Origin of the sequence: Orbus hercynius (assembly GCF_003634275.1) — a bacterium.
GTDB lineage: Bacteria > Pseudomonadota > Gammaproteobacteria > Enterobacterales > Orbaceae > Orbus > Orbus hercynius.
The window spans coordinates 948,072-973,671 of the sequence record NZ_RBWY01000001.1 but is presented as its reverse complement, the minus strand read 5'-3'; the positions used below and the strand labels follow the sequence as shown (position 1 = coordinate 973,671).

General features: G+C 39.9%; 23 protein-coding genes. 13 read left to right on the top strand and 10 right to left on the bottom strand.

The window, feature by feature from the left end:
* Positions 1 to 13: 13 nt before the first annotated feature.
* Both DES39_RS04455 and DES39_RS04450 read right to left on the bottom strand, forming a co-directional pair.
* The gene (locus DES39_RS04455) at positions 14 to 412 is read right to left on the bottom strand and encodes a DoxX family protein (protein ID WP_121144534.1); all 399 of its coding nucleotides are present in this window, start codon (positions 410 to 412) and stop codon (positions 14 to 16) included.
* Between the two features lie 10 nt (positions 413 to 422).
* The gene (locus tag DES39_RS04450) at positions 423 to 1,217 is read right to left on the bottom strand and encodes a dioxygenase family protein (RefSeq protein WP_121144533.1); all 795 of its coding nucleotides are present in this window, start codon (positions 1,215 to 1,217) and stop codon (positions 423 to 425) included.
* Between the two features lie 133 nt (positions 1,218 to 1,350).
* Here DES39_RS04450 and DES39_RS04445 point away from each other — a divergent pair, with 133 nt between their 5' ends.
* The 10 genes from DES39_RS04445 (at position 1,351) to DES39_RS04400 (ending at position 12,365) form a co-directional block, all read left to right on the top strand.
* Positions 1,351 to 2,244: a LysR family transcriptional regulator gene (locus DES39_RS04445; protein ID WP_121144532.1), complete on the top strand. Its 894-nt coding sequence runs from the start codon at positions 1,351 to 1,353 to the stop codon at positions 2,242 to 2,244.
* Between the two features lie 95 nt (positions 2,245 to 2,339).
* Positions 2,340 to 3,242: an EamA family transporter RarD gene (gene rarD / locus DES39_RS04440; RefSeq protein WP_121144531.1), complete on the top strand. Its 903-nt coding sequence runs from the start codon at positions 2,340 to 2,342 to the stop codon at positions 3,240 to 3,242.
* A complete protein-coding gene (locus DES39_RS04435) occupies positions 3,239 to 4,195 on the top strand; it encodes a hypothetical protein (protein ID WP_121144530.1) in 957 nt (318 codons plus the stop codon). Before rarD ends, DES39_RS04435 begins: the two co-directional genes overlap by 4 nt.
* Positions 4,196 to 4,222: 27 nt before the next feature.
* Complete coding sequence (locus DES39_RS04430) at positions 4,223 to 4,504, top strand: hypothetical protein (protein WP_121144529.1); 282 nt, start codon at positions 4,223 to 4,225, stop codon at positions 4,502 to 4,504.
* 259 nt (positions 4,505 to 4,763) lie between these two features.
* The gene (locus tag DES39_RS04425) at positions 4,764 to 6,089 is read left to right on the top strand and encodes an FAD-binding protein (RefSeq protein ID WP_170143341.1); all 1,326 of its coding nucleotides are present in this window, start codon (positions 4,764 to 4,766) and stop codon (positions 6,087 to 6,089) included.
* A 214-nt stretch (positions 6,090 to 6,303) separates the two neighbouring features.
* Positions 6,304 to 7,251, top strand: coding sequence for a siderophore ABC transporter substrate-binding protein (locus tag DES39_RS04420; RefSeq protein WP_121144527.1), 948 nt, complete (start codon positions 6,304 to 6,306; stop codon positions 7,249 to 7,251).
* A 4-nt stretch (positions 7,252 to 7,255) separates the two neighbouring features.
* The gene (locus DES39_RS04415) at positions 7,256 to 8,221 is read left to right on the top strand and encodes an ABC transporter permease (protein ID WP_121144526.1); all 966 of its coding nucleotides are present in this window, start codon (positions 7,256 to 7,258) and stop codon (positions 8,219 to 8,221) included.
* Positions 8,208 to 9,191, top strand: a complete 984-nt coding sequence (locus tag DES39_RS04410; RefSeq protein ID WP_121144525.1) for an iron chelate uptake ABC transporter family permease subunit — start codon at positions 8,208 to 8,210, stop codon at positions 9,189 to 9,191. The genes DES39_RS04415 and DES39_RS04410 overlap by 14 nt, the downstream gene beginning before the upstream one ends.
* Position 9,192: 1 nt before the next feature.
* Positions 9,193 to 9,951, top strand: a complete 759-nt coding sequence (locus tag DES39_RS04405) for an iron ABC transporter ATP-binding protein (protein ID WP_121144524.1) — start codon at positions 9,193 to 9,195, stop codon at positions 9,949 to 9,951.
* A 239-nt stretch (positions 9,952 to 10,190) separates the two neighbouring features.
* Positions 10,191 to 12,365, top strand: a complete 2,175-nt coding sequence (locus DES39_RS04400) for a FepA family TonB-dependent siderophore receptor (RefSeq protein ID WP_121144523.1) — start codon at positions 10,191 to 10,193, stop codon at positions 12,363 to 12,365.
* 107 nt (positions 12,366 to 12,472) lie between these two features.
* Here DES39_RS04400 and DES39_RS04395 read toward each other — a convergent pair whose 3' ends face one another.
* From DES39_RS04395 to DES39_RS04365, 7 genes are all read right to left on the bottom strand, one after another.
* Positions 12,473 to 14,305 carry an ABC transporter ATP-binding protein gene (locus tag DES39_RS04395; protein WP_121144522.1) on the bottom strand — a complete coding sequence of 611 codons (1,833 nt, stop codon included), beginning with the start codon at positions 14,303 to 14,305 and terminating at the stop codon, positions 12,473 to 12,475.
* A gap of 458 nt (positions 14,306 to 14,763) precedes the next feature.
* Complete coding sequence (gene phoU / locus DES39_RS04390) at positions 14,764 to 15,468, bottom strand: phosphate signaling complex protein PhoU (RefSeq protein WP_121144521.1); 705 nt, start codon at positions 15,466 to 15,468, stop codon at positions 14,764 to 14,766.
* Between the two features lie 76 nt (positions 15,469 to 15,544).
* A complete protein-coding gene (gene pstB, locus DES39_RS04385) occupies positions 15,545 to 16,312 on the bottom strand; it encodes a phosphate ABC transporter ATP-binding protein PstB (RefSeq protein ID WP_121144520.1) in 768 nt (255 codons plus the stop codon).
* A gap of 17 nt (positions 16,313 to 16,329) precedes the next feature.
* Positions 16,330 to 17,193, bottom strand: a complete 864-nt coding sequence (gene pstA / locus DES39_RS04380) for a phosphate ABC transporter permease PstA (RefSeq protein WP_121144519.1) — start codon at positions 17,191 to 17,193, stop codon at positions 16,330 to 16,332.
* 1 nt (position 17,194) lies between these two features.
* Positions 17,195 to 18,151, bottom strand: coding sequence for a phosphate ABC transporter permease PstC (gene pstC / locus DES39_RS04375; RefSeq protein WP_121144518.1), 957 nt, complete (start codon positions 18,149 to 18,151; stop codon positions 17,195 to 17,197).
* A 94-nt stretch (positions 18,152 to 18,245) separates the two neighbouring features.
* On the bottom strand, positions 18,246 to 19,280 hold the full coding sequence (pstS, locus tag DES39_RS04370; RefSeq protein ID WP_121144517.1) for a phosphate ABC transporter substrate-binding protein PstS: 1,035 nt from the start codon (positions 19,278 to 19,280) through the stop codon (positions 18,246 to 18,248).
* Positions 19,281 to 19,454: 174 nt separating this feature from the next.
* The gene (locus DES39_RS04365) at positions 19,455 to 20,414 is read right to left on the bottom strand and encodes an aminoimidazole riboside kinase (protein WP_121144516.1); all 960 of its coding nucleotides are present in this window, start codon (positions 20,412 to 20,414) and stop codon (positions 19,455 to 19,457) included.
* Positions 20,415 to 20,623: 209 nt separating this feature from the next.
* On the opposite strand from DES39_RS04365, the gene DES39_RS04360 reads away from it, so the two are divergent.
* Genes DES39_RS04360 through DES39_RS04350 form a run of 3 tightly spaced genes read left to right on the top strand, consistent with a single transcriptional unit; the run spans position 20,624 to position 24,505 of the window.
* The gene (locus tag DES39_RS04360) at positions 20,624 to 21,877 is read left to right on the top strand and encodes an MFS transporter (RefSeq protein WP_121144515.1); all 1,254 of its coding nucleotides are present in this window, start codon (positions 20,624 to 20,626) and stop codon (positions 21,875 to 21,877) included.
* Positions 21,858 to 23,327, top strand: a complete 1,470-nt coding sequence (locus DES39_RS04355; protein WP_121144514.1) for a glycoside hydrolase family 32 protein — start codon at positions 21,858 to 21,860, stop codon at positions 23,325 to 23,327. The genes DES39_RS04360 and DES39_RS04355 overlap by 20 nt, the downstream gene beginning before the upstream one ends.
* A gap of 2 nt (positions 23,328 to 23,329) precedes the next feature.
* A complete protein-coding gene (locus tag DES39_RS04350) occupies positions 23,330 to 24,505 on the top strand; it encodes a carbohydrate porin (protein WP_121144513.1) in 1,176 nt (391 codons plus the stop codon).
* 82 nt (positions 24,506 to 24,587) lie between these two features.
* On the opposite strand, the gene DES39_RS04345 is transcribed toward DES39_RS04350, so the two are convergent.
* The gene (locus DES39_RS04345; protein WP_121144512.1) at positions 24,588 to 25,589 is read right to left on the bottom strand and encodes a LacI family DNA-binding transcriptional regulator; all 1,002 of its coding nucleotides are present in this window, start codon (positions 25,587 to 25,589) and stop codon (positions 24,588 to 24,590) included.
* Positions 25,590 to 25,600: the final 11 nt, after the last annotated feature.

Sequence of the window (25,600 nt, the reverse complement as noted above, 5' to 3'; positions counted from 1 at the left end):
TAGCCCCGCGACATTATTTATGAATTAATTTTAAAATACTAAAGCGTCCATTTCCTAACAATACTAATGCAAGGGCAGTTAATGCCATAAACGCTGGATATTCCCATCCGCCACCTGTATTACTAAATGACCAGCCATTATCAGCGTGAATATAACTAATCACAATCATTTGAATCACGGTCAACATCGCAATAAGTTGGGTAAAAATACCGAGTAGTAACAATAGTCCACCACCAATTTCAAATAAAATTGTCAAGTATGCCATCACCGCAGGGAAACCAAGCGACTCAAAATAAGCGGCAGTTCCGGCTGGAGTAAACACCAATAATTTGGTAAAACCATGAGCTAAAAACATTATCCCTAACGCGGCACGTAAAGTTAAAGCGGCTAAATCAATTTGATACTCTTTCATCTTGTTATCCTTAATATTGACCAAAAATATAGTTGTTCATCGATAAAGCTTGATAAGTGATGCCCGCATCAAGCTCGGTTATAGGTTCATCATTATCACTACAGGCTAAGGCAATGAGTAACGGTAAAAAATGCTCATCAGTTGGATGAGCTTGCTGAGCATAAGGTGCTAACTTGCGGTAATTGGCCATAGCGGTCAGATCATGATGTGTTATTGTATGGCGAACCCAATTAATAAAAGGGCTAATATAGCTAGCTTCAATATTATTGTCGTAACCGATGTCATATAAATTATGCGTCATACTGCCAGAGGCAATAATTAAAATTCCCTGATTACGTAGATCTTTTAATGACTGACCAAACGTAATGGCTGCTTTAGCATCCATTGGCCATGGCATCGATAACGCCGTGACCGCAATATCCGCATCTGGAAACAAATATTGCAACGGAATCCACGCGCCATGATCCAGTCCTCGCATCTCATCAAGTGCAACATTTAAACCTGAATGTTGCAACGTTTGTTGGATCTGCTTTGCAATCTCAGGCGCACCATGTGCTGGATATTGTAATTGGTACAATTGATCCGGAAATCCGCCAAAATCATGAATCGTGGTTAAATGCTCGCTTGCCGTGATTCTCGCTTGCCCACGACTAAGCCAATGCGCTGAGATAACCATAATGGCATGAATATCATGCTGTTTAAGTTGCTGGCCTAATTCAGTCAGTAATGGGCCAGTTTGACCCGGTTCCACCGCGAGCATTGGGGAACCATGCGTAATAAATATCACCGGAAGTTTAGCGGGCATAATTAGCTCCAAAGTAAGTCATGACCTAATCGTAATGTGTTACTGGTTTAAATGATGTAGTAATTATAAAGTGTTACATTCATGAGATAAATAGGCTAAAATAAGATAAATTGTCTCAAAAAATGGAACAATAATGGATAAGTCAAATAAATTACTCGAGATGAGTATTTTTATCACGATTGTTGATGAAGGCAGTTTAGTTGGGGCTGCAATTAAATTAAAGTTATCAAAACAGGCGGTTTCTCGTTATCTTACGTCATTAGAAGAACGACTTCGTGTACGATTATTGCAACGAACTACGCGCACGATAGCATTAACTTATGAAGGGCAAAATTTTTATCTGCAAGCCAAAAGTATTATTGCATCAGTAACTGAGGCTGAGGCGATGATGCATGCTGAGTTAGTTGATCCAGTTGGATTACTACGCATTAATGTACCAGTTAGTTTTGGCATATTAATACTCGCTCCGTTATGGCAGCAATTTCGAAATAAATATCCTAATGTTGTACTCGATATTACCTTATCAGATCGGGTGGTGAATTTACTTGAAGAAGGGTACGATTTAGCGGTGCGTATCGGTCAGCTAGAAAATTCCTCATTAGTTGCTCGTAAATTAACATCAACCCGTATTATCGCTGCGGCCTCACCGGGTTATTTATACAAATATGGTCAGCCGACTCACCCACATGAGCTGCAAAATCACGATATTATTTTATATAGTCATTGGGCAAAAAATGAAGTGTGGCAATTTGAGCAAAATAAGGCCTTGTATCCCGTGCAATTAAGGGCTAAAGTTTATTGCAATAATGGTGATACGTGCCGAATGTTGATGCTACAAGATGGCGGCATCTCGTTACAACCTGATTTTATTATTGGCGAGGATCTAAAGCAAGGACACTTAGTTGACGTGTTACCCGATTATAAAGTCAGTGATTATAACGTTTATGCTGTTTACCCTAGTCGAAAGTTAGTGCCACTGAGAACGCAATGTTTAATCGATTTTTTACTGGAAAAATTACAGCAATAATTTCATGATTTTATCGCTTAATCGTAGCTTTTAGCCATTGAAAAGACTAGAATTAGCGGTTTTATCTTGTTGGTTGCTGCTAATTAAGGGTTATTATGTTGCAGTCTAAAGCATTTCTACTGGCTATCATTGCTTATTTAATTTGGGGACTATCGCCCGTTTACTTTAAGAGTATTGCAAGTTTACCTGCCAGTGAAATTATTGTTCATCGTATTATTTGGTCAGCATTTTTCTGTGCTATTTTTATCTTTTTTTATAAAGAACGCCAGTGGTGGAAACCACTCTTTAAACAGCCTAAATACCTATTCATTCTGTTTTTTACTGGATTAATGCTATCGGCTAACTGGTTGTTGTATGTGTGGGCAATCAATCATCATTATATGCTTGAAGCTAGTCTAGGCTATTATATTAATCCGTTGTTATCGGTCTTATTAGGCACCTTTGTTTTAAAAGAGCGTATGCGTAAATTACAGTGGTGTGCGGTTGGTTTGGCGTTTATTGGCGTTTTGATTCAAATTTTACTGATGGGGCAATTGCCGTGGATTTCGCTGGTACTGGCTTTTTCTTTTGCACTTTATGGTATTATTCGAAAAGTGGTACCCATTAAAGTGCTACCGGGTATGGCGGTTGAAACCTGGACATTGGTGCCAGTGTCATTACTGTGGTTATGGTTTAATCCTACTGCAATGACGCTAACGACTTATTTTTGGTCGAGCCAGTTGATTTGGTTATGTATCTTAGCGGGTCCACTTACATTAGTACCACTGATTTTATTCAATTTGGCAGCCAAACATTTACCTTATTCAACCATTGGGTTCTTGCAGTACATGTCGCCAACATTGGTTTTTTTATTAGCCATATTCTATTTTAATGAGCCGATTGTGATTGAAAAACTGGTGACATTTGGTGTTATTTGGCTAGCATTATGTATGTTTAGTTTTGATAGTTATGTGAGTAAAAAACACGGTAAATCAAATGATTGTGAAGAGGATATATGAATATAACAGCTTTTTTTAGACTACCAGTGATTAGTTTTATAGTCAGTTTCTGCTTATTATTTATTCAATTGGTGATGAAAATTAACGAACTCAGTGCGCAACAGATTTACTATCACTATTCGCCCGACTTTATGAGAATTTTAGGAGTCAGCTTATTTGTGATGCTTTGTATGTCGATGCGTTTACACCAAATTCGCATCTATTGGATTAATGTACGTAATATTGTTTTAGTCATTATCACGGTTGGAGTTGCTTTGCTGTTAACGTATTGGCTTGATGTATATGTGACGGACTTATTTATCGATACATTAGATATTAATACGGAGAAAAGCTACCAAATATTCTTGTTTTGGTACCCAATGGTCAGTCGCCTAGGCGAGCTGGTCATTATTTTTGCAACTGTACAGGTTATGACCTATTTGGTTAAACACTGTTTACATTGGCAAGAAGAAGTATGCCGCGCAGAGCTAACCGATCATTGTGTTATTACAACAGTACAAACGATTTATTTTGTAGTCGGTTATTTGGCAATCAATTTTATTTTACAACGTTACTTATTTATTGCGGTTTATATTTATTTTGGTCATGTTGAGTTACCTGAATTCCAAAATTTTTCATTTTATTTATCGGCTATTATGACCGCTATTTTACTGGTGATGTATATTAAGCAAAAAGGTATTAAGGCAGATAAGATTAGTGGTAAAACGGCATTAAAATTGGCAACTTGGCTGCTATTGTCACAATTATTACTTTCGATTGTGATTTCATTCATTATAATTTATGGCATCCAATACTACTTTATGATTAATCAGCCTTATGGTGAATTTGAGCGCTATCGTCATTTTATTGGGCTACTGTTTATCATCTTGAATAGTATTTTTGCCGTATCGATATTAACTTGTTTAATGACCTACTGTGCGGGGCGATTTTGGCTGAAAAAATGTGCTTTATAATCAGTGATTAAACTGAAGATACTGTCTGTGCGAGTTGAAATAACGTTAAGTAAAACCAAATTGCTATTAAGATTACTGCTAAGTGTGTGCTTTGTTGCGATATCGCTATGTTTGCTGCTTTATGCTGATCAGATGTTTGTCAATCGCTCAATAAAGGCTATTTTGGTAAAAGCCAGTGGTCTGACATTTGGGCTGTTTAGCGTGTTATTGGTAAAACGTTTTTTTGGTAAGTCTCAACGACTGGTCATTGATCATTTAGGTATTATGCTTGAGTATTTTGGTTTAGTTGAGTGGCAAGAGATCAGATAGTTTAAGACGGTCATCATGTATCGCAGTAAACTAATAGGTATTTATTTAAATAACACCGAAAAGTATCTCAATAGGCTGAGCAGCCTTCAGCGGTGGTTAGCTAAAAGCCATATTCGCTAATATTGCCATTGGCTATTTTTATTCTCTGTAGCGGATAGTGAGATGTTCTCCGTTATGCCAATTGCTTTTATACAATGTAGCCAAGACCGGCTATAATTTGCGTTTTTAAAGTGAATAATACGCCGTCAAGGATAAGATGATGAAACACTATGATGTTGTGATTATTGGTGCAGGTGTCAGTGGTATTTTTGCTGCACTCAAGCTCACTAGAGAAAATAAGCGAATACTAATGATCGATGCCGGTAAGCCATTAAATGAGCGTCTGTCATTGCTAGGTAATAGTATTGCCAGTTCTCGCACAGCTGACCGTTATTTTGGTTTTGGTGGCTTGGGGATATCCGAAGGTAAGTATAATTACACCAATGATTTTGGCGGTATGTTGGCCAATAAAATTGGCGCGAAGCACAGCTTTGAATATCAGCAACAAGTTGATCAGTTGCTGTGCCAATATGGTGCAAAGCAAAGACCGCTTTATCATACTTTTGATGCTGAATTAGCCGAGCGGGCCAGGTCGGTGGGATTTACGATTTTGTCGACGCAAACACGTCATTTAGGTACCGCTTTATCGGTTGAGATATTTCAGGCCTTCGCGGCTGATTTACAATCTAAGGTGGAATTTTGTTTTAATACTGTCGTTGAGCGAATTACGCCTCAGTCATCGAATTTTGTATTAACACTTGCTCATCAGCACCCAATTTGCGCCGATAATGTGGTGATTTCGGTGGGGCGTCATGGGATGGATTGGCTCGAGCCGATTGCTCAGCAATTAGGATTAAGTTATGAGCAGACGCGCTTGGATCTGGGCTTTCGCATTGAAATGCATGGTCAGCAATTAGCTCCGTTACTGCAAAAAACGCTTGAAACGAAGCTGCACTACCAAACAGCGGATTATAGCGCGACAACCTATTGCATGAATCCAAAAGGGCGAGTTATTGCGAAATATCAAGAGGGGTTGGTCATGCCTGACGGCCAAAATAGTCATGAAGTCGGCCAAAGTCAAAATCTTAATTTTTCACTGTTTATGCCTAAATGGTTCGCAAGTCGCGATGAGGCTGACCATTACCTGACTACCACGATCGGCAATATTAATCAGCAACGAGATCGCATTGCTGCGCAGCGATTGGGTGATATTGACGATTGGTTTTCACAGCGAGTGCATGAGGTTACCCCAACCTTATCCGAGGCAACATTTGCCGAATTATCTTCGATGACACCGGATAATTATTTATCTTATACTTGTGATTTTTTGCGTGCCTTAGAGCGCTTATTAGGTGAACAAATTAGTGGTAATACGATTTTATATGCTATGGATAGTAAATCGTATGCACCGGTGATAAAAACGGATAGTCAATTTGTAACCGATATTGCCAATTTATTTATTATTGGTGATTGCTCTGGGATTAGCAGCTCGTTGTCGCAGGCTGCGGCGAGTGGTTTATGGGTTGCCGATCATATTGCAAGATAAATGCTTGTGGCGGTCTTATGTGGGCTATCATTTTCAACTTATTTCTAACTTAGACGATGTGAGTTATGCGTCAATAAATTGAGTAAGGTGCTTATTTATTCAACACATAATTCAACGAACGCGCAATACTGTTTTTATCAACCGAAAATTTTGTTATAGTTAGCATTCAATTGATAATGAGAATAATTCTTCTTTACAAACTATAGGTGTGATTATGCTAACTAAAGCAGCGACGATTGGATTGTCTTTGATGTTTGCTTTTGCTGTAACGGGCTGTGATAATAAAGATGCTGTGCCGACTGATCCATCAAGAAAAATGATAACTATCGAACATGAACAAGGCACTACCGCGGTACCTGTTGATCCTCAGCGCGTAGTTGTACTCAATACCGCAACGCTAGATACGATGGATGCCTTAGGCATTGCCATTACAGCGGTACCGCAAACCAGCGTTCATTTACCCGCATTCTTAAAAAAATATGAAGGCAGCGATTATGTTAATGCCGGCAGCTTTTTTGAACCGAACTATGAAGTATTAAGTAATTTAAAACCAGAATTGATTATTGCCGGTGGTCGTACCAATGATGCCTACGATAAATTAAGTGAAATTGCGCCAACGATCTCATTGACGGTGGATAATAAAGACTTTATTAATAGCATGGCGCAGCGTACACAGCAACTGGGTGAAATTTTTAATAAACACGCTGAAGCGACAGCGCTAATTGACCAATTTAAGCAAAAAATTCAATTAGTCAAAGACAAAGCGCAAAACCAAGGCACCGCGATGGTCATTATGATTAATGGTGGCAAAATGTCAGCATATGGCCCAGGTTCGCGTTTTGGTTTTATCTATGATGAACTGGGTTTTAAACCAGCAACGACCTTTAGTCAAACCGGTACACATGGTAATGTGGTCAATGCTGAACTATTATTAAGTGTTAATCCTGACTGGTTATTTGTACTTGATCGTGACAGTGCGATTGGTAATAACGAAGCGCAATCTGCGAAACAAGTATTAGATAACGCTTTAATGCACAAAACCAATGCGTGGAACAATAATAAAATTGTCTATTTAGACTCTTCAGCGATGTATATTGCCGGTGGTTTACAAACTTATAACCAATTATTAGATCAAATCAATCAGGTGCTTGATCAAGAATAGTGGTATGAAATCATCTTACTTTGTTATTGCTGTTATTATCGTGATAGGCTTGTCAATTACAAGCCTATTTACCGGTGTTAGCCATATCTCGCTCACCGCTTTGTGGTCGGATGCCGATATGCGCGATATTTTTTTCATTAGCCGGGTGCCTCGAACATTAGCACTATTGCTTGCCGGTAGCGCAATGAGTGTTGCTGGCCTCATTATGCAGTTACTAACCCAAAACCGCTTTGTTGAGCCGTCTCTGGTTGGTACCACCCAATCAGCTAGCCTTGGTTTGCTCGTCGTCTTAGTGTGGTTTCCCTCAGCATCGATAATTGTCAAAATGCTTACTGCTTGCGCGTTTGCTTTGGTCGGCACATTATTATTTATGCTTATTTTGCGTAAAATTGTGCTTAAATCAGCGCTGATTGTTCCGCTAGTTGGCATCATGCTTGGCAGTGTTATTAGTGCGATTACGATTTTTGCAGCGATGCATTATGATTTACTGCAATCATTAGGTGCATGGGTCAATGGTGGCGATTTTTCTGGCATGCTACAAGGCCGTTATGAACTGTTATGGGTAGTCGGCATATTAACATTACTCTCTTGTTGGGTAGCTGATAGTTTTACCGTTGCGGGCATGGGTCGAGAATTTGCGGTTAATGTTGGACTGAATTATCGCATGGTGATGTTAATTGGTTTATCGATGATAGCGCTAGTGACGGGTATTGTGATTGTGGTGGTGGGGGCGTTACCTTTTTTAGGCTTGATTGTACCGAATTTAATTAGCCTGATGATGGGGGATAATATTCGCAAAACAATCCCTTGGGTCTGCGTGTCAGGTGGAGGTTTAGTCTTGTTATGTGATATTGTCGGCCGAGTCATTCGTTATCCTTTTGAGATTCCCGCTAGTACCATTTTGGGGGTGATTGGGGCGATCATTTTTCTGTTTTTATTAATTCATCAAGCGCGTTATGTTAAGCATTAAACACTCCTTAAGGTTAAAGCCTGTGCAATTATCACCTAAACAGCGTATTGGCATACTCTTGCTATTTGCATTGATTATTATGGCGGTATTTATGACCATTAACCTTGGTCATAATCTGCACTATATTTTGGTGCGTCGTGGTTATATTTTATTTACCATGGTTATTGTCGCGTTTGCCGCCAGTATTGCAACGGTACTGTTCCAAAGTGTGACGCATAATCGTATTTTGACCCCGTCTTTAATGGGATTTGAAGCGCTGTTTATTTTGATTCAGACCATTATCGTGTTCTTTTATAATGAAACATCATCTTATTGGCTCTTTAGTATTATTAAATTTATGGGCGAATCATGCTTATTAGTGGCCTTTTCCGTCCTACTGTATCGTTGGTTATTTGCCTCAGTTAACTTTAATATTAATTTAGTGCTGATGATTGGGATTGTGCTGGGCACATTATTCCGCAGTGCGTCGACTTTGTTACAGCGGTTACTCGATCCTAATGAGTTTTCAATATTACAAAGTCGTATGTTTGCCACATTTACAAAGGCCACCCCAGAATTGATTTGGTTTTCAGCGGTGATCATCTTTTTATTTGGCTTTGTTTTATGGCGCAAACGCTATGTGTTTGATGTATTGGCGCTAGGGCGTGCTCAGGCGATCAATCTTGGGATTGATTATCGCCGCATGGTCACAACTACGCTATTATTAATCTCGATTTTAGTGGCTGTATCAACGGCATTAGTTGGACCGCTGACCTTCTTAGGATTGATGGTGGCCAATTTAGCTTATTTAATGGCGGGTAGCAGCCAGCATCGCTACCTATTGCCAACCGCCTTTTTATTAGCAGTTATTGCATTGGTGGGTGGGCAGCTAATTTTAGAATACGGCTTAAATATGGCTGGATCATTATCGGTGGTGCTTGAGTTTATTGGTGGAATTTTCTTTATCTATCTAGTATTAAAAAGGTTTTAATGTGATAACAATTGATAACATCGTAAAGCATTATCATGATGTAGTGATTTTAGACAAGATTACAACGACGATTGCTAAAGGCGGTATTACGTCAATCATCGGCCCAAATGGAGCGGGTAAATCGACCTTATTATCGATTATTGGTCGCTTATTATTTGCTGATTCAGGCACGGTTAGTGTCAATGGCTTGGATGTGGTGACAACAAAAAGTGCAAAATTAGCCAAGTGTTTGTCGATATTGCGTCAAGAAAACCAATTTAATAGCCGATTAACGGTGCAAGAGTTAGTTGGTTTTGGGCGTTATCCTTATTCAAAAGGGCGTTTGACGGTACAAGATCAAGAGAAGATAACCCAATCTTTATCATTTTTGAATCTACTTGATTTACGTCACCGTTTTTTGGATGAACTGTCAGGTGGTCAGCGTCAGCGTGCATATGTGGCAATGGTACTGTGTCAAGATACCGAATATGTCTTACTTGATGAGCCACTGAATAATTTGGATATGAAACATGCGGTTGCGATGATGAAGCAGTTAAGAAAAGCGGCTGATGAACTCAATAAAACCATTATTTTAGTGATTCATGATATTAACTTTGCCTCGGTGTATTCTGACAATATTATTGCGATGAAAAATGGCACGTTATGTTATCAAGGTACACCACAAGAACTGATGAAAGCAGAAATTCTGGAAGATATTTTTGATACACCACTGACCATCAAACAAATTGATGATCAGCTGATTGCAATGTATTATCGTTAATGAATCGGGTGGCTAAGTGCCACCTTGTGTTTAAAAATAAATTTTTGTTTTTATTCATATTATAATTATTTCGGTGCGAACAATTAATGTAATCTGCTGGTCGCGATTTTTTATGATTCTTATTGTCCTTCCCCCCAAAAAAAATTGTATTATTTACAATAAATGCTATTGATAATCATTATCATTAATACTAAGATAGTGGCTCTTTTCTCAGCCGCTATATTTAGGAGATGTGATACATGGCAGTTAGCGTTACCCCCCAAAGAAGTGTGTTATCTTACTTGTGCTCTTGCGCAATATTAAGTTTATTACCGTTTACTGGCTTTGCCGCTGAAAAAGAGGATGATGTCATTACGGTGACGGCGACCTCGGCAGAGGAGATGCTTAAGCAGCAGCTTGGTGCATCGATTATCACCAGTGAAGATATTGAAAATAGTCCGCCGGTCAATGACTTATCTGATATTATTCGTAAACAACCCGGTGTTAACTTAACCGGTAACTCTGCATCAGGTGCACGTGGTAATAATCGGCAGATTGATATTCGAGGCATGGGCCCGGAAAACACACTAATTTTGATCGATGGTAAGCCTGTAACTTCACGTAATGCTGTGCGTTATAGTTGGTCTGGTGAGCGAGATACGCGAGGTGATTCAAACTGGGTACCGGTTGAACAAGTTGAGCGAGTCGAAGTGTTAAGAGGGCCCGCTGCGGCGCGTTACGGTTCGGGCGCGGCTGGTGGTGTGGTGAATATTATCACCAAAAAACCAACCAACGACTGGAGTGGCGCTTTGTCACTGTATAGCGCCGTACCTCAGCATAGTCAATATGGTGATACTAAGCGTATTGGTATCAATTTGAGTGGTCCATTAATTGAAGATGTACTGAGTTTTCGTTTATACGGCAATTTGAATAAAACTGATTCGGATGATTATGGTATCAATGGCGCGGATAATATTGCTGGGCGTGAAGGGGTCAGAAACAAAGATTTAAACAGTTCATTTAGATGGGCTATTGCCGACAATCAATACCTCACCTTTGATGCAGCTTATAGCCGTCAAGGCAATATCTATACGGGTGATACGCAAAACAGTACAACCCCTATTGATCCTAATGATCACACCATTGCAAATTTAGCTAAATCGGGTGCGGAAACTAATCGGATATATCGGCAAAGCTATGGTTTAACTTATGACGGTTATTGGGATTTTGGTGAAACTAAGCTGACTTTCCAGTATGATAAAACCAATAATACCCGCTTTAATGAGGGGTTAACAGGCCGTATCGAAGGGGCAATTGGTAGTGATCTTGAATTTAATACTAGCCGTATGAAGAATTATTATCTAAACGGTGAAACGATTATTCCGCTTGAAAAATTTGTGGCGCAATCGCTGACGTTAGGAGCAGAGTGGACACGGCAAGAATTAGATGATCCCGCTTCTTCTTCTCAGGCTGATGCGTTAGGATTAGTGACAAAAGGCGATCGAGGTCAAACGGCGGCTAACACTACGAGTTTATATATTGAAGATAATATTGAGCCGATTGTGGGCACTAATATTATTCCTGGCCTACGTTTTGATCACCATAGCGATTTTGGTGCTAATTTTAGTCCAAGCTTGAACTTTTCACAAACATTAGGTGAATATTTTACTTTAAAAGCTGGGATCGCAAGGGCATTTAAAGCACCGAATTTATACCAATCGAATGATGGTTATTTATTATTAACTAGGGGTAATGGTTGCCCATTAACATCGACTACTGGACCATGTTATTTAGTTGGTAATTCTAACTTAGATCCTGAAATCAGTATTAATAAAGAGATTGGACTGGAATACCAGTACGAATCTTGGCAAGCGAGTTTAACTTATTTTAGAAATGACTATAAAAATAAAATCATTGCTGGTCAAACCATTTTAAATGAGATTGTTAATACCGGGACAAATTATAATATTACTCAGTGGGAAAACTCGGGTAAAGCGGTGATTCAAGGTTTAGAAGGTAATGTTAAAGTGCCGGTTTTAACCAATGTCAGTTGGTCAACTAACATAACCTACATGATTGAGTCAAAAGATAAAACAACTGGTAATCCATTATCAATTATTCCAAAATTTACCATTAACTCGATGTTAGATTGGAAAGTGTCTGATAAGCTCAGTACTTTCTTAAATTGGACCCAATACGGTCGACAAAAACCAATGGAGTATAAAACTCAGCGTGGTGTTACGCTTTCTGATGTCCAAGTCGGCTCATATGCGCAGTTTGCTATTGGGGTGAATTATCAGCTGATGAAGAACTGGCGTATTAATGGTGGAATTTCCAATTTGTTGGATAAACAAATTTACCGCGAAGCGAAAGGGGCAAGCACATATAATGAACCTGGTCGTTACTACTATTTAGCGACGACGATCTCATTTTAATTAATGTGTGCGTTAGTAAAAAAGCCACTGAACAATCATTCAGTGGCTTTTTTTATTGCCTTATATTGTGAGTTGCTAATGATATCATCAGCATCATCTGGTAAGGTTTATTCATCCCCTAAAAATCCGCCACTTTGGTGTTTCCATAATTGCGCATACAGGCCATTTTTTTGTAACAGTTCTTGATGGGTCCCTTGCTCAATAATTTGCCCTTTATCGAGCACAATCAGTCTATCCATTGCGGCGATGGTGGATAAGCGGTGCGCAATCGCAATCACCGTTTTGTTCTCCATCAATTTATAGAGACTGCCTTGAATCGCCAGTTCAACTTCTGAATCAAGGGCACTGGTTGCTTCATCGAGTAGTAAAATCGGTGCATTTTTAATCATGACTCTGGCAATGGCAATGCGCTGCCTTTGCCCACCCGATAATTTGACACCACGTTCGCCAACATAGGCATCATAACCAATGCGTCCTTTGGCATCTTTCAGCGATAAAATAAAAGCTTCGGCTTCCGCTTGTTTAGCTGCAAGGCGCATATGTTCTTCGCTAGCGTCAGGCTTGCCATATAGTAGGTTTTCACGCACTGAGCGGTGTAGTAGTGAAGTATCTTGCGTCACCATGCCGATCTGTGCACGCAGGCTATCTTGTGAGACGTCAGCAATATTTTGATTATCAACCATAATTTGGCCACTCGAGATATCGTACATGCGTAGCAATAAATTAATTAAGGTCGATTTACCTGCGCCGGAGCGGCCGACTAAGCCAATCTTTTCACCGGGCTTGATGGTTAAATTAAGCTGCTCAATAATCGCATTCTTATGATGATTATCGTAATGGAAGCAGACATTTTTAAATATGATCTCGCCTTGTGTCACCTGTAGTGTGTTGGCACTTGCTTGGTCTTGCACGGTTTGTTGTACTGAAAACGTATTGATCCCATCTTTGACGACACCAATATTTTCAAATAGTGAGGTCATTTGCCACATAATCCAGTGTGAAATGCCATTGAGCCGTAATGCCATGGCGGTTGCAGCAGCGATCGCGCCAAGGCCAACTATTGAATCTGCCCATAACCATAAGGCAATCCCAGCCGTGCTTAATAGCAAGCCAACATTGAGAAGATGGTTGACTATTTCAAAGCTACTGACCAAGCGCATCTGTTGGTTAACGGTATCTAAAAAACCATTCATCGACTCTTTGGCATAATTCGCTTCATTCCCAGCATGGGAAAACAGTTTTACCGTCATAATATTCGTGTAAGCATCAGTAATGCGTCCGGTCATTAGTGAACGTGCATCCGCTTGCTGACTGGCGACTTTACCTAATTTAGGCACAAAACAGATCAGCGCAATAATATAGCAGGCTAACCAAATCGAGAACGGCAGTAAAAACCATAAGTCAAAGTCTGATAAGACCAATGTCATAGTTAAGAAATAGATAATCGCAAAAACCAGTATATCAGCAACTAAAAAACATGTATCACGAACGGCTAGCGCCGTTTGCATCACTTTGGCGGAGACGCGGCCGGCAAACTCATCTTGGAAAAAACGCATACTTTGGCTTAATACCAAACGGTGCAAATTCCAACGTAAACGCATTGGAAAATTACCGGCCAATATTTGATGCTTGATGATGGTTTGCGCGGCGACCAGTATCGTACTTGCCAGAATGATTCCGCCAAGAATCAGTAGTACCTTATGCTCTTTACTCCACAGTTCATCTGGTGAAATCACGGTTAACCAATCGACTATTTTACCAAGCACGGCGAAGAGGAACGCTTCAAATGCACCATAAGCTGCCGTAAATAAAATTAATAATAAAATATAATGACGCATGCCTTTGGTTGCTTGCCATAAAAAAGCAAACAGACTTTTTTGGGCGATTTGTGGCGGCGTATCAGGGTAGGGCTTCACTAATTTTTCAAAAAATTTATACATAACAGACTTCCAATATAACGAATAACATTAGATATCATGATCATACACCATAATTTCAACCAAGACAGGGATATAATTGTATCCGCTGTTCACTATGATTGGTAATTGATGATGACGTTGTTATTTAAATCATATTGATTTCTTAAAGTTATAAAATAGTTACTTATTACGATTACATGGATTATTTCTTTAGGATAAAAATAAGCGCATAAGTGGAATAACAGATAAGCCTAATAACAATCATCACTCAAAATTATTAATAATAACGACACACATGAAAGGCTATAAATTACTTACTCAGCAAGTTATATTTTCATTGAGAGTAATGCTTTTGTAGTGCGATGAAAGGTATAATATTTAAGTCTCAAACCCCAATCCGCTAACAAGATTCCCAGCTATCTATCAAGTAGCAGAATATGATTGCTGCTACTTGATTTTGCGGTTTCATCCTTAGCGTGTTATTGGTTTAATAACGTTTCAATTACGTCATCACCAACATGCCGAAAATCTTGACCTTTAATAAAATAAAAAATCAATTCACTGATATTTTGGCAACGCGAGCTGATGCGTAAGATTGAACGTGCGCAATTAAGCGCGGTAATGATATTGGGAATTGAGCGCGGGTCGGCCATCATAAATGTCATATGCTGACGAATCACCATTTCATAATTTTGTGCAATACGTTTATCTTCTTTATACACTCGTACGGCCTCATTAAGATCCATACGGGTAAAGGCATCAAGCACATCTTGTAACATTTGAATCGCGTTATGCCCCATGGCGTCAAGCCCGGTTAAAATATCTTGTTGTTCTTGGGTAAAGCTCTGTTTCGCAATTTGGCAGATATCTTTAGCCGAGTCACCAATGCGTTCGAGTTCCATAATGGCTTTAATAATAACCATGATCAAACGTAAATCACTGGCGGTTGGCTGCCGTTTGGCGATAATTTTGACGCAGGCTTCATCAATTTCAACTTCCAACCGATTAACTTTTTGATCATTGTCAATGACCTGTTCTGCTAGCGTAATATCATGATTGCGTAGGGTGCTAATTGCATCGGTTAGCTGCTGTTCAACTAGCCCCCCCATAATCATAAGTTGAGTGCGAATATGCGCTAGATCAGCATCAAATTGCCCTGAAATGTGTTTGCCTAAGTAATCCATAGCTTCCTCTTGTCTCGATATGGGGGATCGTGTTACTTAAAATGATAAATCCGTGATTGTATAAAACCGTCAGATATCAGCCGTAGCGCCCAGTGATATAATCTTCGGTCTGCTTGTGGTGCGGCGCGGTAAAGAGATCATCGGTCGGACCATATTCCACTAGTTCGCCTAAATACATAAATGCGGTTGAATCGGAACAACGTGCGGCTTGCTGCATGTTATGAGTGACAATCAGCACGGTATACTCTGATTTTAATTCGCTAATGAGCTCTTCAATGCGGCCTGTTGAAATTGGATCAAGCGCTGAACATGGTTCATCAAGTAAGAGTACTTCAGGGCGAATGGCAATGCCGCGGGCAATACAGAGCCGTTGCTGCTGTCCACCAGATAAGCTATAACCGCTTTGTTGCAGTTTATCTTTCACTTCATCCCATAAAGCCGCTTTGGTTAGTGCCCATTCAACCCGTTCATCAAGCTCAACCCGCGATAATTTTTCAAATAATTTGATGCCAAACGCAATATTGTCATAAATGGACATCGGGAACGGCGTCGGCTTTTGAAAAACCATACCAACTTGTGCACGTAGTAGCGAGATATCGCGTTTATCGGTCAAAATATCGTGACCATTGAGTAAAATTTCACCGGTTGCATGCTGCTCCGGATAGAGTTGATACATTTTATTAAATGTACGTAGCAGCGTTGATTTACCGCAGCCCGATGGACCAATAAAGGCGGTCACCCGGTTGGCTTTAATATCGATCGCAATATTTTTTAGTGCATGAAACTTATCATAGTAAAAATTAAGATTATTGACTTGAATTTTTGTCGTTGCCAGTGTGTTCATGGGTAATCCTAATAAAGTTATTTTGCTTTTTGGCTAAACAGCAGTCTAGCCAAAATATTAAGGAATAATACAAATAAAGTAATGAGTAAGACGCCGACCCACGCCAGTTGTTGCCATTCAATAAATGGGCTCATGGCGAATTTAAAAATAGTCACCGGTAAGTTGGCAATCGGATAGGATAAATCGGTACTCCAAAATTGGTTTGATAGCGCAGTAAAGAGCAGCGGGGCGGTTTCGCCAGCAATTCTGGCAATCGCCAATAATACGCCAGTTACAATACCGGATAACGCTGCTTTAAGCGTGATTTTCATAATAACCCGCCAACGCGGAGTCCCAAGTGCATAAGCGGCTTCACGTAAGGTATTGGGAATTAATAACAACATATTTTCCGTCGTACGAATAATAATCGGTAGTTGAATTAGCGCTAAAGCGATAATACCGGCCCAACCCGAAAAATGGCCGACATGTGTTACAATAAGCATATAGACAAATAAACCAATAATAATCGATGGCGCTGACAGTAAAATATCATTAATAAAGCGGATAATGCTGGCCAACCAACGCTTTTTGCCATACTCAGCCAGATAAATGCCAGCAAGAATGCCAAGCGGCGTGCCAATCACTGTTGCCCAAACAATCAGTAAAAAGCTACCCATGATCGCATTAGCCAGTCCGCCACCTTCGGTATTGGGCGGCGGCGTCATTTCGGTAAAAACGTCAAATGATAAGCCGCCTAATCCTTTCTCAAAGGTTGAAAACAAGATCCATACTAGCCAAAATAAGCCAAAGGCCATGGTAATTAGCGATAACATAATGGCGATTTTGTTTTTGATGCGGCGCCAATTTTGTAATCGATGTGTTCTGGTATGATCGCTGTACATGCTATCGTCCCTCTTTTTTGTTTAATCTGGCAATTAATAATTTTGAACATGCCAGCACAACAAATGTAATCACAAATAAAATCAGGCCAAGTTCCATTAAGGCTGCTGTGTGTAAGCCAGGCTCTGCTTCGGCAAATTCGTTCGCAATGGCTGAGGTAATACTATTACCGGGCATAAACAGTGATAAACTTTCGAGCTGGTAAGTGTTACCAATAATAAAGGTGACGGCCATGGTTTCGCCTAAGGCGCGGCCCAGTCCTAACATAATGCCGCCAATAACGCCCTTTTTGGTATAAGGTAGCACCACATGACGCATGCACTCCCAAGTGGTGCAGCCAATGCCATATGCGGCTTCTTTCATTAACACCGGGGTTTGTTCAAAAACGTCACGCATCACAGAGGCGATATAAGGAATGATCATGATCGATAAAATTAAGCCTGCCGCTAAAATACCGATACCAAACGCTGGACCGGTAAAAAACAGATTAAGAATCGGGATGTTGGCAAATATGTCATTCATTGGGGTTTGGAAGTAATTAGCAAAAAAGGGTGCAAAGACAAAAAGTCCCCACATGCCATAGACAATACTGGGAATGGCGGCGAGCAGCTCGATGGCGATGCCCAGTGGGCGCTTTAGCCAATTGGGTGCCAGTTCAGTTAAAAAAATCGCAATGCCAAAACTGACAGGCACGGCAATCAATAGGGCAATAACGGAGGTCATAATTGTGCCATAAATCGGCACTAATGCCCCAAAATCTTGTGCTGGTACGTCCCATTCTTTATTCCATAAAAATGCTAAGCCAAACTGGTTAATGCTTGGCCATGCAGCAATGATCAACGATAAAATAATACCGCCAAGCAGCAGCAGGACAAGGATACCGGCCCCCTTGACCAAGCTGTCAAAAATAATATCCCCCCACTTAGAGGGGGCACGAAAGGTCTGTTTCATTTTCATCATCTACTTTCTAGTTAATTAAGCGCTTGCCGACTGCTATTATTTAGTGATTTTGTTGCTTGAGGCGATAAATCGGATTACCGCCTCACATCAAATATTAATTAATCGTTTTACCGGCTTGATCGGTAATCGCGGTTGACCAAGCGGCGGTAATTTTATTTATCACACCAGCCGGTAAGGTAGCATAATCGAGCGCGATAGCTTGTGCATCCCCCTTTTTATAAGCCCAATCAAAGAATTTTAAGACAGCTTGGCCTTTGGCAACGTCTTTTTGCTGGTTATGGATTAAAATAAACGTGGTTGAGGTGATCGGCCACGCATTGGCGCCCGGCTGATTAGTCAAATCTTGCGCAAATGATTGATCCCATTTGGCCAGCTCAGCGGCTGCACTAAAACTCGCTTCAGATGGGCTAACCAGCGTGTTATCAGCCGAATAGAGCTTAGTGTAAGCGAGGTGATTTTGCTTAGCATACGCGTACTCAACAAAGCCAATTGAACCCGGTAGGCGCTGAATAAACGCGGCAACGCCGTCATTACCTTTACCGCCAATACCGGTTGGCCATTTGACGGTGGTGCCAATGCCAATCGACTCTTGCCACGCCGGATTCACTTTGCTTAAATAGCTGGTAAATACAAATGATGTGCCTGAGCCGTCAGCGCGTCTGACCACATTAATGCCTAAAGCGGGCAAGGTGAGCGTTGGATTAAGCGCAGCAATTGCTGGATCGTTCCATTTGCTGATTTTACCTAAGTAGATATCGCCTAATGTTTTACCATTAAGAATGAATTCTCCCGGAGCAATACCGGGTAAATTGACCGCAATCACCACGCCACCAATAACCGTTGGAAATTGAAACAGCCCTTGCTCTTTAAGGACGGCATCTGCTAAAGGGGCATCACTAGCACCAAAATCAACTGTATTGGCATTAATTTGTTTGACGCCGCCAGATGAACCAATCGCTTGGTAATTCACTTTGACCCCGGTCTCTTTATAATAAGAATCGGCCCATTTGGCATAAACTGGCGCTGGAAACGAAGCCCCTGCACCAGTAATATTGGTGTCTGCGTAGGATGAAGCACTAAACAGAAATAATGATGAGATGATGGATGAAAGAATAATGTTATTTTTCATATCTGGTTCCTTAAATTGACACGACAATACCGCTTACAGTCATTAGCATATAAAAACTTTGTGACAGTAATATGACAATCGTTTATTGGAAAGGCAGGCACACAAAAAGCATAATTAATTATTATGCTTTTTGTAGAGAAGTTTGACGTATAGCGCGATGCTTGATAACAGGAATTACTTCATTTTTTTGCTATCAAGAGTTTTATTTTCAGAAATGAATTCTTGCAAATAGTGATTGGTTGGTAATGCTGTTAAGGCGCCTTTTTCGGTTGTTGCTAATGCTCCACAGGCACTGGCAATTGAAATAATGGTATCAACAATCGCAATATCGGTTGGAAAATCATAAATCGCAATACCACTGAGTAAACCGGCAACAAACGCATCCCCAGCGCCAGTGGTATCAATACTAGTTACTTTATAAGCACTATATTGATAACGTGCTTGATTCCATAACACGATCGAACCTTCACTCCCTTTAGTAATGATTTTTAAGGTGGCTGAATAATCTTTCTCAAGTTTATCTAACGCATTTTCCCAGTCATCACTTTCGGTCAACCAAAACAGCTCTTCATCGGATAATTTTAAGATATCAGCTTGATGGACAAATCGGGTGATAACTTGGCGCATTTCATGTTTATCAGCCCACATCTGTTCACGCAAATTAATATCAAAACTAATTTTTCCTTGCTGTGATTTGAGCGTTTTAATCGCGTGAGCAAGTGTTTCACGGCAGGTTTGGCCGACTAGTGCTAATGAACAAAAGTGCAAAATATCTTGTCCAAAGCTTGGTAACGCATCAACAGAAACAAATTGATCGGCGGAAGGTGAGACTAAAAAGGTAAAGCTACGTTCACCATTTTTAGCTAAATCAACCAATACCGTGCTGGTTTTGATTTTTGGATCAAATTCTAAGCTTTGTGAATCAACTTGATAACTTGCAAACGTTTCTTGCATAAAGTGACCGAATGGATCATCACCAACGCGACCAATAAATCCAGCAGGATTGCCTAATTTTGCAATCCCCACTGCTACATTAGCCGGCGCCCCGCCGGCACAAGCTTGATATTGCTTATTATCAAGAGGTAATAAGTCAACAACAGCATCACCTAAACACCAAATTTTTGTTTTTTGCATAATTAAATTCTTATTTGTAAGTAAAATTCGCTAATAAGTATCGGATAATTGTTTAAGATCGACAATAATTTTATGTTAAATTTATCGTTAAACGCTAATGTTAACGTTAACTTTCGTGATTAACATCACAAATTTTATATTAAATTATTCAAATTATATTGTTTAACGTTAACATTAGCACATAAACAATCAATGAAGGTTTGATCATTATGCAAAAATCAAGTTGGCAATACTATTTTTTACTGAGTGGGTTATTTTTCTTTTTCTTCTTCACTTGGTCTTCATCATTTTCACTTATTTCAATTTGGTTGGGCCAGACATTGGGTTTAAGTGGTATGAATACGGGCATTATTTTTTCAGCTATTTCAATTGTGGCACTGTGTTTACAGCCTTTGTATGGTTTTATTCAGGATAAATTAGGCTTAAGAAAAAATTTATTATGGGTGATTGGTTTTCTATTATTGATTTCAGGACCATTTTACATCTTTATTTATGCGCCTATTTTAAAATTTAATATTATTTTGGGGGCTGCGGTTGGTGGCTTATATATCGGGGCAACATTTTTTGCCGGTATTGGTGCATTAGAGTCATATATTGAACGAGTGAGCCGGATTGCTGGCTTTGAGTATGGTCGGGCAAGAATGTGGGGTTCACTAGGTTGGGCTGCGGCGACGTTCTTTGCCGGGTTCTTATTTAATATCGATCCCAATATCAACTTTGTTTTAGCCTCAATCTCTGCCGTGGCCTTTTTAATTATACTGTGCTTTATTCGTGTGGCTAAAATCGATGCGATGGGGCAGCTTGAGTATGGTAAAACCAGTCAGCTAAAAATCTCCGATGCTTTGGGGTTATTAAAGCAATCACAGTTTTGGGCATTGGTAATATTTGTGGTTGGCGTGAGTATGTATAACGTTTATGACCAGCAGTTTTCCGTTTATTTCTCTCATCAATTTGCAACCCAACAAGAAGGCAACAGAATGTATGGTTTTCTAAATTCGTTGCAAGTTTTCCTTGAAGCAGGGGGCATGGCTTTAGCGCCATTTTTAGTCAATCGTATCGGTGCTAAGAATAGTCTGCTGTTAAGTGGCTCAATTATGACGCTTAGAATCATTGGATCAGGATTAGTCGCTGGGCCAGTTTTGATTTCAGCTATGAAATTATTACATGCGGTTGAATTACCAATACTCCTCATTGCTATCTTTAAATTTATTTCAACCCGCTTCGAACATCGCCTATCGGCAACGTTATACCTTGTTGGATTCCAATTTGTTAGCCAAGTTTGTGCAAGCTTTTTAGCGCCATTGGCTGGCTATGGTTATGATCGTATCGGTTTTGCCGAGACTTATCTATTAATGGGATGTATCACCGGCGTATTTATGTTAATTGCCGCTTTTCTTCTTAAAGGAGATAAGCATATTAAATCAGTCATAAGAGGACAAATGAATGAAAGCATTGCTAGATAAAGGAAATCAGGCAGTTGATGAACTAGCCAAATATGTGAAAGATCGCTATTACCCAGCCTATCATATTGCTGCAAAAGCAGGATGGATTAACGATCCTAATGGATTGGTGTATTTCAACGGAAAATACCATGCCTTCTTTCAGCATTACCCTTATGACGAAAATTGGGGACCGATGCATTGGGGTCATGTCGTGAGTGATGACATGGTACATTGGCAACATTTGCCTATCGCACTTGCACCATCAGAGGATTATGATAAAGACGGATGTTTTTCAGGATCGGCAGTAGATGATAATGGCACGTTAGCACTTATCTATACTGGTCATGTTTGGTTAAAAGAAGCGGGCGATGATAGTGCGGTGCGTGAAGTACAGTGCTTAGCAATTAGCCATGATGGTATTCATTTTGAAAAACAGGGCGTGGTGTTAACACCACCCGATGGTATTATGCATTTTCGTGACCCGAAAGTGTGGAAACAAGATGGCCGCTGGTTTATGGTAGTTGGCGCAAGAGATGCTAATGATGTTGGTCAAGTACGTTTATACAGTTCAGCTGATTTACGTCAATGGCAGTTTGAGCAGATTTTAGCACAAACGGATGACCCTGATGTTTATATGATGGAGTGTCCTGACTTTTTCCCATTAGGCGATAGCTACATTTTAATGTTCTCACCACAAGGAATGAAAGCTAAAGGTTACCAATATCGTAACCGTTTCCAATCGGGTTATTTAGTGGGTAAATGGCAAGCGGGATCTGAATTTAAAATTACACATCAATTTGCTGAGTTTGATCATGGCCATGATTTTTATGCACCACAATCTTTTGAAGCAGCGGATGGTCGTCGCATTTTAATTTCATGGATGGACATGTGGGAATCGGCGATGCCGAGCAAAGCCGATAAATGGGCCGGTGTACTGAGTTTACCGCGTGAAACTATTCTCACTAAAGATGGTAAGGTGATACTAAGACCGATTAAAGAGCTTGAGTCGTTACGTAAAGATGAAAAAAAATTAACTAACCTTTATTTAACTAAAACGCAGCAAAATCTTGAACTGTGTGCATTACAAAGTGAGTTAATGGTTAATATTGATTTAACTCGCACGACGGCAGAAAGAGCCGGTTTAAAACTCGCTGCATCAGCTGATGGGCAACAAGCTGCATGGTTGTACATTGATAATCAGGCTAATCGTTTAGTATTAGATCGCACTTTAGCCGGTGAAGGTGTCGCTGGCTATCGCAGCATACCATTGCCACAAGGTAACACTTTAAAATTACATATTTTTGTTGATCACTCATCAGTAGAAGTGTTTATCAATGACGGTGAATATTCGTTTAGTAGTCGTATTTATCCAACCAATAATGATAGAACAATCTATTTGTTTGCAGAAAATGGTGATCTACTTGTGAATGATATTGAGTATTGGGCCTTACATAACATGTCGGAGAATTGAGGATGAAATACGCCCCTTTAGCTGTTAGTTTGTGTTGTTTATCTAGTTTACCTGCTATAGCATCAATTGATTTTGATACGCCGCAAGGTAATTTAAAACTTTATGGTGATGTTGAATTCAATGTTGATGTCGCAAGTAAAAAACGCCAATTGACCTCAACAAAAACGCAAGCCGTCAAAGACTTTGACGCTAGTGATATTAATCGCTGGGATGTTAATGGCCGTATTCTTATTGGTTTAGATGGCCGACGTGATTTAGATCAATATTATGCCGGATTTACTGTTCAGCCATTAGCGGATTTAAGTGGCAAAATGAATCTGGATGATGCGGCATTTTTCTTTGGTGAAGAGGCAAACTGGCAGTTAAAATTAGGGCGTTTTGAAGCCTATGATATGTTTCCTCTGGGGCAAGATACCTTTATCGAATATTCAGGTAATACCGCCAATGATATCTATGATGATGGTTTTGGTTATATTTACATGATGAAAGAAGCAAGAGGTCGCAGTAGTGATGGCGGTAGTATCCAATTGATTAAAGAACTTGGTGAAGTGAAGTTTGAACTCAACACAATGATCAAAGATGGTACTACGCTATTTTATGATGACAATTATCATGGCTATAAATTGAAAAATGATAAGAATGTGGTTTATTTACGCCCCGTTGTGTCATGGCGTAATGATGATATTGCTATCGCAGCTGCCGCTGAAACTAATGTTGTAAAAGATGCTTATGGTTATTATGACAGTAATGGTAAATGGCAAGATCAGTCAAAACGCAACGGTTATGGCTTAACAATGAGTTGGAATAGCGAAAATAACTGGAGTAAAGCAAACGAAGGGATGTTAGTTAATGTCAGTGTTGCTTATATGGATGCGGATCAAGAGACTGATTTTACCGCCGGCACTAATATTAATTGGCAGGGATTCTCTATCGGCTACATTTTTGCCAATAACAATATCAAACACTATAACACTGCGGCAACTGATCCATTAGATCTGATCGGCAAATATCGTATTCATACCGTCAATGCCTCTTATCTCATTCCAAATGTCATGGGAATGGATAATTTTAATATCTATTTGGGTACATACTGGTCAAAACTTGAACGGGATGAAAGCCAAGGTGATGGAAATGAAAACCGTTATGGTGCGAGAGTCCGTTTTAAATACTTCTTCTAGTATTGATTGATATTTCAAACCACCAGTTAAGTTATGCAATCAAGCAGACTTAACTGGCCCATCAAATATCACCTGAAGCTAATTACAATGATGAACGTTCTAAAAGCGGACAATTAATTTTATGCTCTTGGGTGTCACTCAATTGATTAATAATGTGCAGCGCGGCGTGTTCACCAATTTGGTAGTGCGGTAATTCAACAGTTGTGAGCGGCGGATAAAATAGCTGGCCAATTCCCACCATGTTATCATAGCCAAGTACCGCTATTTGCTGTGGAATACGATAACCTAGCCCTAAGAGGACCTGATAAACCAGCAAAGCGATTCGATCATTACCACAAATAATGATATCAAATTCCGATGTATCTTGGCTAAAGTAACGTTGGATAATTGCAATCGTTTCTAAATAGTGTTCATCGCCTAAATCTAAATTCAGATGATAAGAGCGAATTAAATCGAGGCTAAGTCCATTATCTTGCCAAGCTTGCTCAACCGCTTGACGACGAATTTTTCCTGCCAGGATAGTTGGCGAAAGATAAATACACAAGGGTCTGCGATAACCTTTAGCAATGATATATTCAATTGATGCATATTGACCTTGATAATCATCAGGAACATAGCTTGCAACCTTGATATCTGATGTAATACAGTTCGCTAGCACTAAATGCCGATCGTGCAACTTAGCCGGAATACTAATTTGCCTAAATCCCATTGAGGTAAAAATAATGCCCGTTGGGCGGTAGGATAAAATAGTATTAATAGCCTGCTCAGCGTCTTTATCATCAAATAAGTTCACCACTAAAGTATTACATTGATAAGTTTGGGCTGTTTTTTCAATACCTTGTAATAACTCTACCGAGAACGGCGTTGTTGCGGTATCAAGAGCGAGCACCCCAATCAATTTGGGGACCTTACGATCACCTCGAATTTTTAATGCGGATACGTCAGGTACATAATTTAGCTGGTCAATGGCCTTTTTTACATTAATGTAGGTCTCTTCACTGAGCTTATCAGGGCTATTGAGTGCGCGCGATACCGTCATCAGCGAAACTCCTGCTAATTTTGCTACGTCTTTTAATGAAGCCATAGTCTCCTCAG